Source organism: Mycobacterium sp. NGS27 (genome assembly GCF_059813005.1).
This window is the reverse complement of record NZ_JCALDT010000001.1, coordinates 843,252-857,018: the sequence shown is the minus strand read 5'-3', so window position 1 is coordinate 857,018 and position 13,767 is coordinate 843,252. Positions and strand designations below refer to the sequence as shown.

The window sequence follows — 13,767 nt, the reverse complement described above, 5'->3', positions numbered from 1 at the left end:
CGTGAGCTACGGGCAGGTGTATCCGCCGTCGATCACGACGTCAGAACCCGTCATATAGCTGGACGCCTCGCTGGCCAGATAGACGTACAAGCCGATGAGCTCTTCGGGTCGGCCGATGCGGCCCAGCGGTATCTTCGGCTCCCATTGGCGGTGATACTCCGTCAACGGCTCGACGAGCTCGGTCAGGATGTAGCCGGGGCTGACGCTGTTGACCCGAATGTTGTGCGGCGCCAACTCGACTGCCATCGCCTTGGTCATGTGGATGACGGCCGCCTTGGACGTGCAGTAGTGGCCGACCTGTTGTGGCACGTTGACGATGCTGCCCGACATCGAGGCGGTATTGATGATGACACCGCCGCGGCCCTGGGCCACCATCGCCCGGCCCGCCGCCTGCGCGGTCAGGAACACGCCGGTCACGTTGGTGTCTTGGATGCGCTGGAATTCCCCGGGCGACATCTCCAGCATCGGCGCGACCGTGATGATGCCGGCGTTGCACACCGCGACGTCGATGCCGCCCAGCTCAGCGACCACCCGATCCACCATGCTGCTCACCTGTTCGGGCCGGGTCACGTCGCATCGGATCGGCACCACCTTGCCGGCACCGTCCGCCGCCAGCCCGTCGGCGACGTCGTGCAGGGCCCCGACATTGCGGGCCGCGATGGCCACATCGGCGCCGGCTTGGGCGTAGGCCTGGGCCACCTTCCTGCCGATACCGCTGGACGCCCCGGTGACCAACGCCCGCTTACCGCGCAGGCTGAACAAGTCCATGACGTTCATCCGAGATCCCCATTCATACGAGCGACCCAAAACCGAAACACGTTCTAGTGTGTCCGCTATGGGCAAATTCAGCAGGGCAGAAATCGATAACGCCGTCGATAACTACACCAAAGTCGTCGAAGGGTGCAGCGCCTCGGGCGACTGGCGACCGTTTGCGGATCTGTTCACCGAGGACGTCGTCTACACCGAGCACCACTACGGCGTCTTTCACGGGCGCGAAGCGGTCCGCGACTGGATCGTCGCGGTGATGGCGCCGTTCCCGCACATGCGTTTTCCCAATGACTGGGTCGCCCATGACGACGACAACGACGCCGTCGTCGTCATGATCAAGAACCTCCTGGACCACCCGACCGACCCGAAGGGTCAACCGTTCTGGTTCCCGAATTGGACCCGGCTGGTTTATGCGGGCGACGGGCTGTTCTCCAGCGAGGAAGACATCTACAACCCCGACCGCGACGCTCCCGGCGTCGTTGCGGCCTGGATGCAGGCCGGCGGGCAGCTCGCCACGACGGAGATCCTGCAGCCCGGCGCTTGACGCCTCTGGCGGCGATAGCGCTCTGCTGACTACCTACGGTGTGCGGGCAGCGACACGCGCGCGCGTCCGCCGCGATCGGACCTTGCCCAGCGCCTGCTCCCAGGCGAGCAGGGTCGTGGCTTTCACGTTGGCGGGTTTCACACTGTCGCGGGAGAGCAGCGCCGTCGCGGCGGCCTTCGTGGTCGCCGAGGCCTTCGACGTGTGACCCGAGTCGAACGGCGGCTGCGGGTCGTATTCGAGCGCGAGTTGAATCGCCTTCGCGCGGGATTCGCCGCCGATCCGTGCGGCCAGCCACAGCGCGAGGTCGAGCCCGGCGGACACGCCCGCACAGGTGACGATGTCGTCCTGATGCACGATCCGCTCGTCGGCCACGGGAACCGCGCCGAATGCCTTCAGCGCGGGAACGGTCAGCCAGTGCGACGTCGCACGGCGGCCCTCGAGCAGGCCGGCCGCCGCGAGAATCACCGATCCCGAGCACACGGACGTCGTCCAGCTCGCGCCCTGGTGGGCCCGCCGCAACCAGTCGAGCAGCGCCTCGTCGCGGGCGTGAACCGGCGTCGATGGACCCCCTGGGACGAGAATCACGTCGGGGGAAGGGGTTTCGGCCAGTGAGTGCGTCGCGCCGATGACCAGCACACCGGAGTCGGCGGTGATCGGCCCCGCTTCGTGCCACACGAAGCGCACGTCGGCACCGGGCAAATTGCGCAGCACCTCGTACGGACCGATCATGTCCAGCGCGGTGAATCCCGGATAGGCCACGATGGCGATTTGGGTCATTGAGAGTCCTTTCGGTGTCAGGCGAAGGCCTTGCGGTATTGGTCGGGCGAGATGCCTACGCGGCGAAGGAAATTGCGTCGCATGGTTTCCGCCGTGCCGAAGCCACACCGGGCCGCGATCGCGACGACGGTGTCGTCGGTCTCCTCGAGTTGCCGGCGGGCGGCTTCGGTGCGGATGCGTTCGACGTATTGGCCGGGCGCCTCGCCGATTTCGGCGGTGAACACCCGGGTGAAGTGGCGCGGGCTCATCGCGGCACGGCGAGCCAGATCCTCGACGCTGTGCGGGCCGCCCGGCTCGGCCTCGATGGTCTCCTGCACGTCGCGGATCGAGTCCCTCCTGGCCCGCGGCATCCAGACCGGCGCCGCGAACTGCGTCTGCCCGCCCGGCCGGCGCAGATACAGCACGAGCCAGCGCGCGACCGTCTGCGCGAGCTCGGTGCCATGATCGTCCTCGATCAGCGCGAGCGTGAGGTCGATGCCCGCGGTGACGCCCGCGGCGGTCCATACGGTCTCCGAACTGCGCACGAAGATCGGATCGGCATCGACGTCGATGGCGGGGAATTCATCGGCCAACCGGTCGGCGAAGGCCCAGTGGGTGGTCACCCGTTGCCCGTCCAACAGGCCCGCCTCGGCCGCGAGAAACGCGCCGGTGCATACCGTCACGATGCGCCGGGCGTGTGTGGCGACGGTCTTGATCCAGGCGACCAGCTCGGCGTCGGCACGGGCGGCGTCGACACCGGCGCCCCCGGGCAGCACGACCGTGTCGATCCGGTCGTCCGGCTCCGGTAACGGGGAGGCCACGAAGGACAGGCCGGTGGCCGTCCGCACCGGCTGCCCGGCGACCGACGCCATCACGACCTCGTAGCCGCCGCCCGTCAGCAGCGATGCGCCCGTGAAGACGTCATAAGGTCCCACCACGTCGAGCGCCTGCACGCCGGGAAAGCCGACGATCACCACTTTGCGCGCCATGGATTCAGTGTTGGGCACGCCGGGGTGCGTCGTCTACGCCATGTATCCCACTAATTAGGACATGGGACCTGCCCCACCGCGGCCGCGGCGGCCTTGGCAGACTGTTGCCCATGGCACAGATAACGTTGCGTGGAAACCCGATCAACACTGTCGGCGAGCTGCCTGCCGTCGGATCCAAAGCCCCGGCCTTCAGTCTGGTCGGCGGCGATCTGGCCCCGGTGAGCAGCGAGCAATTCGGCGGTAAGCCCTTGGTGCTCAACATCTTTCCGTCTATCGACACACCGGTGTGCGCCACCAGCGTGCGCACCTTCAACGAGCGCGCCGCGGGTGGCGGGGCGACCGTGGTGAACGTCTCGAAGGACCTGCCGTTCGCGCAGGCGCGCTTCTGTGGCGCCGAGGGCATCGAGAACGTCAAGAGCGGTTCGGCATTCCGCGACAGCTTCGGCGAGGACTACGGGGTCACCATCACGGACGGTCCGATGGCGGGCTTGCTCGCCCGGGCCATCGTGGTGATCGGCGCCGACGGCAATGTCTCCTACACCGAACTGGTGCCCGAGATCGCGCAGGAGCCCAACTACGACGCGGCGCTGGCGGCGGCGAGCTGATCGCCCCCTGGGCGGCCTGAGCTAGGGCTGGCCCACTCGCTTTGAGGTGGCCGCCAGCACCTCGCGGCAGCCGGTCCACATCTCCTTGATGATGTCGGCGGCCGGCGGCAGATCTCGAATGCGGCCGGCCACCTGACCGGTGTTGGCGACGCTGGCGTCCAGGTCGCCGTCGAAGTAGAGCCGCTGCACGCGTTGTAGTGCCGCGGCGCCCTCTGCGGCAGACGTCGCGGCGTCAAGCCGCTCGGCGGCGGGCGTGCGGATGACGCGCATCATCCGGGTGCCGTCGAGGGGGAGCATCACCGTGCCGGTCTCGTCGGCGTCGACGACCGCCTGCTTGAGGTTGCCGTGCACCGGCGAGTCCGCCGACGCGAGGAGCCGGGTGCCCATCTGCACCGCTTCGGCGCCGAGAACAAAAGCGGCCGCCATGGACCGCGCGTCGCAGATCCCTCCGGCGGCCACGATCGGGATGTCGACGTGGGCCGCCACCAACGGCAGCAGCACCATGGTGGACGCCCCGAACCGGTTCTTGAACCCGCCTCCTTCGACGCCCTCGACCACCAGCCCGTCCACGCCGGCGTCGACGGCCTTCTTGGCCGCGGCCAGGGTGCCCACCACGTGAAACACCGTGATGCCCGCGTCGTGGAGCCGCTCGGTGAACACCGACGGGCTGCCCGCCGACGTGGTCACGAACCGAATGCCGTTCGCGACAAGCAATTCCACCATTGCCGGGTCACGGTTGAACAGCAAGGCGATGTTCGCGCCGACCGCCCCGTCGGTCAGCTCGCGCACCCGCCGCAGGTCGGCTCGCCCCTGGTCCGAGGTGGTCTCGATGACGCCCAACGCACCGGCGTTCGACACCGCAGCGGCCAGCCGGGCCCCGGCGATATACGTCATCGGCGCCTGGATGATCGGGATGTCGATCTGTGCAAGCGCGCAGACCCGGTTGGGTGCGCCACTCAGGTTGCCGGCGGTCATCGGTGCCGCGGATCGATGAGGTCGCGGAAGCTTTCCGACGGGTGGACGGATGCGCCGAAACTTCGCACCCGTTCGGTCAACGCTCTGTCGGATGTCACGACCCGAATGTCGTGCGGCGCAGCGTCGGCCGCCACGAGGCGGACGATCTCGTCGTCGGCCGAATTCGCGGCCGCCCGGGGTGCGTGCGCGACCTCGACCACCGATGAAGTGATGGCCGTCGACGGGGGTCGCTCAAAAACCACTGTCACGGTTTCTCCTTGGCCCGACGCCCATCGATCCAGTCTTTCCACCAATGCGACCATGGCACCGTTGCGGTCCTTCCACCAGCCATCGGGACGACTTCCGATCACATTCATGCCGTCGACAATCCACCGCACCACCACACCGTAAACGACGCGCGCGGCAGGTGATTCCCATTCTTAAAGCCGTCGGTGGTTGATACGGTCACCCTCATGACCTCGATCGCCGACACCGCAGACCGGGTTGTCGCGCTGGCCCGCGGTATGCGAGAGCTGGTGCGCGCCGAAGCCGCCCAATCCGAGCGGATGCGCACCCTCACGCCGGCGATCGTCGATGCGATGTGGTCCAGCGGGCTGATGTCGGCGTTCAACCCGGTCGTGGCCGGGGGTGTCGAGCCGTCGTTCACCGAGATGATCGAGACCTGGATCGAAATGGCTTGGCAGGACGGGTCGTTCGGCTGGATAGGGATCGCCAATCTGCCGTCGTCCTTCGCCGCGGCGGCGTATCTGCCCGACGAGGGCTTCGCCGAAGTGTTCACCGCGCACGACAACCGGGTCACGATGGGCGGCCAGTTCTTCCCCAACGGACAAGGCGCGGCCGTCGACGGCGGCTACCTGGTGACCGGCGCGTGGAACTTCGGTTCGGGCATCGGTCACTCCGAATACGTTGCGGCCGGCTTCATGCCGATGGACGACGGCCAGATGCGCTGGATCAGCGAGGGTTTCCCCGAGATGCGGGTGGCCGTGATTCCGCGGGCCGAGATCAGTTTCAACGACGGCTGGTTCGTGCAGGGGCTGAAGGGAACCGGTTCCTATGACTACAGCGCGCAGGAGGTGTTCGTTCCCGAGAGCCGCACGTTCGAACTGTTCGTGCGTCAGCCCTACCGGGGGACGTCGCCGGCTACCCGGATGGGGCTGATGCCGGTGACCGCCGCCGGGCACGCGTCGTGGGCGCTGGGCGTGGCCAAGAGCATGCTCGACGACGTCCAAGAGTTGGCCGCGACGAAGTTCCGCATGAGCGACATGGCGTCGCTGGCCAGCCGCCCGACCTTCCAGAAGGGCTTGGCGCATCACCGCGCCGCCTGGCGCGCGGCTCGGCTCCTGGTCCTCGACGCGTTCACCACCGCCGAGGCCGCGGTGGAGTCGGGGGAGGAGCTGACACCGGCGCTGCGTGCGGACATGCGGGTGGCCGCCGTCTACGCCACCGACACGGCCCGTGGCTGTGCCGAGTGGGCGCATCTGGCCGCCGGGACCAGTTCGATCCGCGAAGGCAGCCGGCTGGAACGCGCCTTCCGGGACATCTACACCGGAACCCAGCACGCCTTCATCAGCGAGAAAGTCGCCATCGACGTCGCGCAGATCTGGCTGGGCATCATCGAAGACCAGCCCGGGCTGTAGGTACTGGCTACCATTGCGCGCATGCGTGGCTCAAAAATCCTGATCACCGGCCCGACCGGTCAAATCGCCACCCCCATCGCCCGGGCGCTCGCCGCCGACAACGAGGTCTGGGGAATCGCTCGTTTCACCGACCCCGCCGCGCGGGAAGGCCTCGAAAAGGCCGGGATTCGCTGCGAGAAGGTGAATCTCGCGGCCGGCGACTTCACGGCCCTGCCAACGGATTTCGACTATGTCCTCAACTTGGCGGTGGCCAAGAGCGGAAGCTGGGACAAAGACCTGGCGGCCAACGCCGAGTCGGTCGGCCTGCTGATGGCCCACTGCCGCAACGCAAAAGCCTTCCTGCATTGCTCGTCGGCCGCCGTGTACGACCCGCCGGGCGACGACCCCCGCAGCGAGCGGTCCGCCCTCGGCGACAACCACAAGCCGCTGTTTCCCACCTACTCGATCTCCAAGATCGCCGGGGAGGTGGTCGCGCGATCGGTGGCGCGCATCGTCGGCGTGCCCACCACGATCGCCCGGCTCAACGTCCCCTACGGCGACAACGGCGGATGGCCGTTCTATCACATGGAGATGATGCTGGGCGACATCCCGATTCCCGTTCCACCCGGTGAGCCCGCCCGCTACAACCCGATTCACGAGGACGACATCATCGCGACCATTCCCAAGCTGCTCGAGGTCGCGTCCGTTCCAGCGACCACGGTCAATTGGTGCGGCGACCAGACGGTCAGCCTGCAGGAGTGGTGCGACTACCTCGGCTCACTCGTCGGCAAGGAGCCGATCTTCGAGGCGAGCGAACAAGCGCTGCGCGGCAACCCCACCACGATCGACCGCATGCACGAACTCATCGGCGGCACCTCGGTCGACTGGCGCGACGGAATCCGCCGCATGGCGGCGAAATTTCACCCGGAGCTCGTCGCATAGACGCGCCGACCATCGACTTGTGGTGCCGATTTCTTGAAGTAGTCCCCGACGACTCGACGTTCGGCGGCCGAGCCGATCGTGCTTGACCAGCCGTGTGCACAATGCTAAGCAAGTGCTCAGCACTGAGCGCATGGGGCGCCGGGGCGCCACGACTGGCAATACGAAAGGGATCAGATGACGGTGCAGGCGGTACTGGACGACATTCGCAAGCGCCCCGGAACGGGTGACGTCATCGCGGTCATCGATCCCGCCACCGAGGAGACCATCACCGAATTCACCGACTGCGGGCAAGAGGCGGTTGACGAGGCCGCCGCGCGGGCGAAGGCGACGTTCGAGTCGGGGATCTGGTCAGAGCTTCCGGGCCGCGAGCGAGCCAAGATCCTGTGGCGGATCGGGGAGTTGATCGACGAACACGCCGAGGAGTTCGCCCAGCTCGACTCGCTCAACACCGGCATGCCGCTGCTGCAGGCACAGTTGCAGATGTCGACCTGTTCGGAGTTCTTCCGCTACTACGCCGGCTGGTGTTCGAAGATCAACGGTGTCGCGTACGACGTCAAGACCGACGGCATCGCGACCGACAACTACGTCAACATGCACGCCTACACGCTCAAAGAGCCGTACAGCGTGGTGGGCCTGATCTTCCCGTGGAACGGCCCGATCTTCAACGCCAGCGCGAAGCTTGCCCCGGCACTGGCCGCGGGCGGCAGCCTGCTCGTCAAACCGGCCGAGGAGACGCCGCTGTCGGCGCTGCTGTTGGACCGACTCGTCCACGAGGCCGGCGTGCCCGAGGGGGTGGTCAACCTGTTGACCGGCTACGGCCACACCGCGGGCGCCGCGATCACCGCACACCCCGATGTGCAGAAGGTCGCCTTCACCGGCTCGACCGAGGTCGGCAAGGAGATCGTGCGGGCCTCGGCGGACAACCTGAAGAAGGTCACGCTCGAACTCGGCGGGAAATCGCCGGTGCTGATCTTCGACGACGCGAACCTGGACAACGCCATCATGATGGCGTCGCTGGGCATCTTCGTGCACTCCGGCCAGGGCTGCGTGTGCGGGTCGCGCATCTTCGCCCAGCGCGGCGTCTACGACCGGGTCGTGGAAGGCATTGCGATGATGGCGAATTCGTTCAAGCTGGGCGCCCCCAGCGAGGAGGGCTGCGTCAGCGGGCCGCTGATCAGTCAGAAGCAGCTGACCCGGGTCATGGGCTTCATCGACGAGGGCATGAAAGACGGCGTGGAGGTGGTCACCGGCGGCCACCGGCTGGACCGCAAGGGCTACTTCGTCCACCCGACGGTGCTTACCAACGTCGACACCAGCATGCGGCTGTACCAACAGGAGATCTTCGGTCCGGTGGTCACCATCCTGCCGTTCGACGACGAGGACGAGGCCGTGGCGCTGGCCAACGACACCACCTACGGCCTGGCCGCCACCGCATGGACGGAGAACCTCGGCCGGGCCCACCGCATCATGCGGCGACTGCAGGCCGGCAGCGTCCAGGTCAACTGCCAGCTGGTCTTCGACCACGATGTGCCGTTCGGCGGGTATAAGCAGTCCGGCTGGGGTCACGAGTTCGGTAAAGAGGGCCTCGAGATCTACCTGAAGACGAAGTCGGTGTGGGCCCAGCTCTAAACCTGTTGTCGCACAAGGAAGTCCCGGACCGACCAGGTCCGGGACTGCTCCGATGCCCGTCGGACGTGTCAAGATCCCTTGCGGTAGCGAGTGAGGAACCCGACGGCGGCCACCGCGGCGACGGTGCCGATCACGGCCCACAGCACCAGCTGGAAGGCCATCGCGCCGAAAAACCAGCCGAAAGTCATTCCGATATAAAGCATCCAGATCACCCGGTAAAAGCTCCAGACCGCCAGTAGGCCGGTGCTGATCCCGATGTACAGGCTCCGTTGGCGATCGACGCGGTTGATCTGTTCTTGGATGCTGGTCGGCACGATGTTCATTGCTGTCTTCCTTTCCTGGGGCGCCGCCTTGAGTGGCGGCGTCGTTGCGGTAAGTACAGAGCCGCAAGGCGGCTACCGATCCCAATCGGCTGCCGCCGACCGCACCGCCGATTCCGCGCCGCAACCCTCGCGTGCGCTCTACGCTGCACAGGAGGCCTGGAGAAGGGTTGCCTCGATGAACATGCCCCGCGTGGCCCTAATCTGGGTCGCCCTGCTGACTGCGCTGATCGCAACCCCGTCGGGCGGCCCCGCGGGCGCCGACCCGCCGTCCACCGAGGTGATCACCGTGATGGCCGTCGGGCCTGGCGGCGAAGCGATGAACGGCTACAAGGTCGCATCCGGACCGGGCAACGTCGGGCGGGCCGACAACTGCTCGCAACCGTCGCCGTCGGCGGTTGAAGACAACGTCTACTACTGTTCGCCGAGCGCGGCCGGAGCCGGCACCTGCTGGCCCTCAACCCCGGGATCTCTTCTGTGCGTTGATGATCCGTGGGACCTGCGGATGCACCGGGTGATGTTCGACGGCCAGCTTCCGCCCGTGCATTCGACGGCCAATCCGGACCCGTTCGCGCTCGCCCTCGACGACGGGACGCACTGCCTGCTGCGCAACGGCGGCGCGTGGGGTGGGCGCGCCGACGGATACGTCGGCGTCTACGGTTGCGGCGGCAGCGGCGGGAGCGACCCTGCCGTGTTGTGGCTGCCCAGCCAGGGCGCAGGAACCTGCATCGACCGCTCATCGCCGGTGTGGACCGTCAAAGTCGGTCGCCTGGGCGCGCCCGACGCCGTCCTTGCACCGCCTGCAACCCGCGCGGTAACGGCCGCCTGGTTCGCCGGAGGCAGGGCCGGGCAGTAGGGCGGCGCCGGTACTGCTATAACGCAACGTATGTCTGGTCCATCGCACACCATTACCCATGTTTCCGATACGGCCCGGTGGACGGCGTTACACAGGGCAACCGAATCGGCCCGCCCCGATGCGCTGTTCCGTGACCCGCTCGCGGAACGCCTCGCCGGTGAACACGGCCGCGCGATCGTCGACAACTTTCCCCGATCCGATCGCAACGGCTGGTGGCTGGTCGCACGCACCAAGCTGATCGACGACGCCATCGCCGACGCTCTCGCGCACGGCTGCGATCGCGTGCTGAATTTGGCCGCCGGCCTGGACACCAGGCCCTACCGCCTAGAGCTCCCGTCCGAGCTCACCTGGATCGAGGCCGATCTGCCCAAGCTGCTCGCGGAGAAGACGCAAGCGCTCACCGACCAAACCCCCCACTGCCGACTGACCCGGACTGCCGTCGACCTCGCCGACCCGCAGGCCCGAGACGCGTTTCTCAACGACGCGCTGGACGGCGCGACGAAGGCCTTCGTGCTGACCGAGGGATTGTCGATGTATCTGGAGACCTCCGACGTCGCGGCGCTTTCGGGTGCGATCCAGCGACCCGAGGTCGCCTGGTGGATGCTCGATTTCGCCTTTCCCGGGCTGAAAAGGAGAATCAACAAGAACGTCGCGGGAATTTCGCAGAACGCGCCGTTCAAATTCGCTCCCGAGAACGGGCTGGCCTTCTTCGAAGACCTGGGCTGGCGGACCGTCGAAGCCGAATCGGTGCTCGAGACCGCCAACAAGCTCCACCGCTTACCCGTCTTGATGCGGCCACTCACGTGGCGACGATCGGATTTGCGCCGGCCAGGCCGCAAACCCACGTCTGCGGTCGCCCTGCTGACCCACTAGAGGCTCAAGCGCTTACCCCGCAGCGATACCTACCAGACGCGGATCCAGTCAACGAGCATGTCGGCGGGGTAGCTGCCCGACCCGGGATCGCCGCCGCCGGAACCGGCCACCGCCAAGTTGAACACCGGGTACACCGTGTAGCCCGCTCCGTTGAAGGGCCAATCCGGCAGCGAGCTCGCCGGCACGTCGAAGTAGGGCGCGGCGCCGTCGACATAGTCCTTCCAGAAGCGGATGCCGGCCTGATCCCATTGGCAGCGCCAGGTGTGCCAGGCACTGTCCACCGCGATGTTGTGGGTCTTCCACTCGCCGCCGTTGGCTTTGGCGTGCACGGTGGTTGCCGACGGCCAACTGCCGTTGCCGTACCACTCCATGACGTCGATCTCGCCCTGATCGTCATTGCCCAGCCAGTAGGCCGGCCACGCGCCGGCGGTGAGGCAGTTCAGCTTGATCCGGGTTTCCCAGGTGTGGCCGACGCCGCCGCGCCACAGGCTCTGCACCTTGCCGCTGAAGTAGGTGGGGCCATCCTTGGCCGCGCGCAGGACGAGGTTGGAATTGCCGTCCAGGAACACGTTGCGGCGATCGTCGCGGTACTGCCCGATGTGCTCTGGCAGCTCCCAGTAGGTGGGATCTTTGATCGTCTCGCGGGCTTTGGCCACCGCCCACTTGGAAGCGTCGGGCGCCGAGCCGGCCGGACCGTCGAACTCGTCGGAAAAGATGTAGGACCCGGCCTGGCCGCTGGGGGCGGCGGGGGGCGGTATCCGCCCGGCAGGCTCATCCTGTCGGGACGGGTAGGCCCAGGCCTTCGGCCCTGGCAGCGCGGCCGCCAGCACTCCGATCCCGGTTGTCAGGATCATGCGGCGGCGATCGATCTCCGGCATAAGCAAGGGACCCTAGCAGCCCACCCTGCCTGAGGTTAAAACGGGAATTCTGTCGGTGCCCGTCGCTATGGTTCTGATTGCGGTCGGACCAGCAGGGACGACAGCACGGCAGTGGCAACGGATTACGCTCGCAAATTCACGGCCAATTCTCATCTTGACAGATGGTTTGGTCTCAGGATATGGCGGGCATTCTGGAATCACGATCCGATAACCACACTGTTGTAGCTTTTGCGGGTGGTACTGAGAGGAGTGACGATCGTGGCAAATACACCAGAAGGCACGGTTATATTCCTTCACTCCCATCCGGCCTGGATCGCCGCGCAGCGGCGGGAACGCGAACGTAATGACGCAGTGCGGCGTCATCCTTCATTTCGCGCCCGTCAGCGCGCCGCAGCCTCTGGTAACCCGGTCGTTCCGATGGTCCGCAATTTGAAGCTTTACTCCAGCGGCAATACGCCCGCCTGAATTCGCCACTAAATTGCGGCGGTCCACAATCCCGCCGCACTTACCCCCACTCGCGAGCAATCAACGGATCGCCGGCCGGATAGGCCTCGAATATCTAGCGGGCTCGATGTCGAGCTGTGTCAGCTCCGCACGGCGGCCGACCCGCCCATGTCAGTCACTTCCGGATGTCGCGGCGCCGATGTCAAGGACACCGCCGCCATTCGGGTCGTCGATTTCGACGACCGGGTCGTCGACATCGTCGAATTCCAGCCGCAATGCGCGGGACATGATGGCGTGCATTACGTACATGGTGGTGGTGTAAGTGAATTCGAGTATCTCGGTGTCGGTGAAGACCTCACGTAACTGAGCGAACAACCGCTCGGGTACCCGACCATGTTGGCCCGCAAGGCAATCCGCGTACGCCAGCAATAACCTCTCGGTGTGATCGAAACAGTCGGCGGTCTCCCACGACGGTATTGCCGCAATTTTCTCCTCGGACAATCCCGCCGACCGGCACGCTTTGCAGTGCTGCGAGAACACGAATTGACTGCCGACCACCCAGCCCGCCCGGATCTGGCCCAATTCCCGGTGATCGGCCCGGATGGAGACCTCTTCGCGATAGAGGCGGAAGCCGCGGACGGCATGGCGCAGGGCGGCGGGTGACTGCGCCATCACCGTCCACCAATTGCCGGGGGTGCCACCGATGGTGCCCGGCTCGGCCACCGGATCACGATCGCCGAACATGAAGTCATACATCTTCAGCGTGAATTCGTCGCCGACGTCACTCCGCGGGATCGGCTTCAGACGCGGCATTGCGTCTCCTCTCGGCTGGCGGCGAGATCGTGCAAGCGTTGCCCAACTCGCTCAGAGCTTGCTGGCGACGAAGTCCGCCGCCTGGTTGGCCATGCCCGCGTCGATGTAGGCGCCCGCGAGGTGCTGTGGCCAGTTTTCCTTCCAGGTGTTCGGGTCGGCCGGGTTGCAGACGGGATCCGCGCCGTGGCACAACTCGATGGTCCGGTCGTTGTAGGTCGGGTTGAAGTTGGTGATCGGACCGACCCACTGGCTTCCGTTGCCGAACAGCGCGACGGCGGCGATGTGCTGATCGGCGCCGGGCGGCAACGGGCTGTCGAACCCGAACGCGCCGATGGGCGCCGCCAGCACGACGTCGGTGACCGCCGCGCCCAGCGAGTATCCGCCCAACACCAGGCGGGTGTCGGGGCAACTGTTGATCATGTCCTGGACGTGGTGGCTCATGTTGTTGGCGCCCTGGGCGACCTCGGTGTCGGCCGGATACTGCACGGCGTACACGCCAACGGTCCGGTTCACCTTGTTGCGCACATCGCTGATGAACGCGTTCCCCAGCACGCCTGGGCCGGGTGATTCGTTACGGCCGCGGGCGAACACGATCTGGACCGGCGGGCAGTTGGCGGCCGCGGCCGATGGGACCGGCCCCGGCACCCCGGGGGGAAGCACCGCGGCGGGCAGCATCAGGGCGGCCGCGGCCGTGACCGCGGCGAGGCCAACACCTGCAAAGTTGCGGAGAAGCAAGGCGCGCACGCAGATGATGGTAGA

17 protein-coding genes are annotated in these 13,767 nt (G+C 66.6%); 8 read left to right on the top strand and 9 right to left on the bottom strand.

Going from position 1 to position 13,767, the window contains the following annotated elements; translation table 11 throughout:
• Positions 1-6: 6 nt before the first annotated feature.
• Positions 7-777, bottom strand: coding sequence for an SDR family oxidoreductase (locus tag AC5Y30_RS03775; RefSeq protein WP_499916413.1), 771 nt, complete (start codon positions 775-777; stop codon positions 7-9).
• A 58-nt stretch (positions 778-835) separates the two neighbouring features.
• On the opposite strand from AC5Y30_RS03775, the gene AC5Y30_RS03770 reads away from it, so the two are divergent.
• A complete protein-coding gene (locus AC5Y30_RS03770; RefSeq protein ID WP_499916411.1) occupies positions 836-1,312 on the top strand; it encodes a nuclear transport factor 2 family protein in 477 nt (158 codons plus the stop codon).
• A gap of 33 nt (positions 1,313-1,345) precedes the next feature.
• Here the strand turns inward: AC5Y30_RS03770 and AC5Y30_RS03765 are convergent, their stop codons facing one another.
• Both AC5Y30_RS03765 and AC5Y30_RS03760 read right to left on the bottom strand, forming a co-directional pair.
• On the bottom strand, positions 1,346-2,089 hold the full coding sequence (locus AC5Y30_RS03765; protein ID WP_499916409.1) for a DJ-1/PfpI family protein: 744 nt from the start codon (positions 2,087-2,089) through the stop codon (positions 1,346-1,348).
• A 17-nt stretch (positions 2,090-2,106) separates the two neighbouring features.
• Positions 2,107-3,057, bottom strand: coding sequence for a GlxA family transcriptional regulator (locus AC5Y30_RS03760; protein ID WP_499916407.1), 951 nt, complete (start codon positions 3,055-3,057; stop codon positions 2,107-2,109).
• Between the two features lie 110 nt (positions 3,058-3,167).
• On the opposite strand from AC5Y30_RS03760, the gene tpx reads away from it, so the two are divergent.
• Positions 3,168-3,662, top strand: coding sequence for a thiol peroxidase (gene tpx / locus AC5Y30_RS03755; protein ID WP_499916405.1), 495 nt, complete (start codon positions 3,168-3,170; stop codon positions 3,660-3,662).
• A 21-nt stretch (positions 3,663-3,683) separates the two neighbouring features.
• On the opposite strand, the gene AC5Y30_RS03750 is transcribed toward tpx, so the two are convergent.
• Both AC5Y30_RS03750 and AC5Y30_RS03745 read right to left on the bottom strand, forming a co-directional pair.
• Positions 3,684-4,637, bottom strand: coding sequence for an NAD(P)H-dependent flavin oxidoreductase (locus tag AC5Y30_RS03750; RefSeq protein WP_499916403.1), 954 nt, complete (start codon positions 4,635-4,637; stop codon positions 3,684-3,686).
• The gene (locus AC5Y30_RS03745) at positions 4,634-5,014 is read right to left on the bottom strand and encodes an NYN domain-containing protein (protein WP_499916401.1); all 381 of its coding nucleotides are present in this window, start codon (positions 5,012-5,014) and stop codon (positions 4,634-4,636) included. Before AC5Y30_RS03745 ends, AC5Y30_RS03750 begins: the two co-directional genes overlap by 4 nt.
• A 75-nt stretch (positions 5,015-5,089) precedes the next feature.
• Here AC5Y30_RS03745 and AC5Y30_RS03740 point away from each other — a divergent pair, with 75 nt between their 5' ends.
• From AC5Y30_RS03740 to AC5Y30_RS03730, 3 genes are all read left to right on the top strand, one after another.
• Positions 5,090-6,274, top strand: a complete 1,185-nt coding sequence (locus AC5Y30_RS03740; RefSeq protein WP_499916399.1) for an acyl-CoA dehydrogenase family protein — start codon at positions 5,090-5,092, stop codon at positions 6,272-6,274.
• Positions 6,275-6,295: 21 nt separating this feature from the next.
• Positions 6,296-7,195 carry an NAD-dependent epimerase/dehydratase family protein gene (locus AC5Y30_RS03735; protein WP_499916397.1) on the top strand — a complete coding sequence of 300 codons (900 nt, stop codon included), beginning with the start codon at positions 6,296-6,298 and terminating at the stop codon, positions 7,193-7,195.
• 174 nt (positions 7,196-7,369) lie between these two features.
• Positions 7,370-8,824 carry an aldehyde dehydrogenase family protein gene (locus AC5Y30_RS03730; protein WP_499916395.1) on the top strand — a complete coding sequence of 485 codons (1,455 nt, stop codon included), beginning with the start codon at positions 7,370-7,372 and terminating at the stop codon, positions 8,822-8,824.
• Between the two features lie 68 nt (positions 8,825-8,892).
• Here AC5Y30_RS03730 and AC5Y30_RS03725 read toward each other — a convergent pair whose 3' ends face one another.
• On the bottom strand, positions 8,893-9,147 hold the full coding sequence (locus AC5Y30_RS03725; protein WP_499916393.1) for a hypothetical protein: 255 nt from the start codon (positions 9,145-9,147) through the stop codon (positions 8,893-8,895).
• Positions 9,148-9,322: 175 nt separating this feature from the next.
• On the opposite strand from AC5Y30_RS03725, the gene AC5Y30_RS03720 reads away from it, so the two are divergent.
• Entirely contained in the window at positions 9,323-10,000 is a 678-nt protein-coding gene (locus tag AC5Y30_RS03720; RefSeq protein ID WP_499916391.1) for a hypothetical protein, read from the top strand.
• Positions 10,001-10,030: 30 nt separating this feature from the next.
• On the top strand, positions 10,031-10,873 hold the full coding sequence (locus AC5Y30_RS03715; RefSeq protein WP_499916389.1) for a class I SAM-dependent methyltransferase: 843 nt from the start codon (positions 10,031-10,033) through the stop codon (positions 10,871-10,873).
• 29 nt (positions 10,874-10,902) lie between these two features.
• Here AC5Y30_RS03715 and AC5Y30_RS03710 read toward each other — a convergent pair whose 3' ends face one another.
• Positions 10,903-11,751: a glycoside hydrolase family 16 protein gene (locus tag AC5Y30_RS03710; protein ID WP_499916388.1), complete on the bottom strand. Its 849-nt coding sequence runs from the start codon at positions 11,749-11,751 to the stop codon at positions 10,903-10,905.
• 249 nt (positions 11,752-12,000) lie between these two features.
• On the opposite strand from AC5Y30_RS03710, the gene AC5Y30_RS03705 reads away from it, so the two are divergent.
• Positions 12,001-12,216, top strand: coding sequence for a hypothetical protein (locus tag AC5Y30_RS03705; protein WP_499916803.1), 216 nt, complete (start codon positions 12,001-12,003; stop codon positions 12,214-12,216).
• Between the two features lie 150 nt (positions 12,217-12,366).
• Here AC5Y30_RS03705 and AC5Y30_RS03700 read toward each other — a convergent pair whose 3' ends face one another.
• Together AC5Y30_RS03700 and AC5Y30_RS03695 are read right to left on the bottom strand one after the other, a co-directional pair.
• A complete protein-coding gene (locus AC5Y30_RS03700) occupies positions 12,367-13,008 on the bottom strand; it encodes a carboxymuconolactone decarboxylase family protein (RefSeq protein ID WP_499916387.1) in 642 nt (213 codons plus the stop codon).
• Between the two features lie 51 nt (positions 13,009-13,059).
• Complete coding sequence (locus AC5Y30_RS03695; RefSeq protein WP_499916385.1) at positions 13,060-13,752, bottom strand: cutinase family protein; 693 nt, start codon at positions 13,750-13,752, stop codon at positions 13,060-13,062.
• Positions 13,753-13,767: the final 15 nt, after the last annotated feature.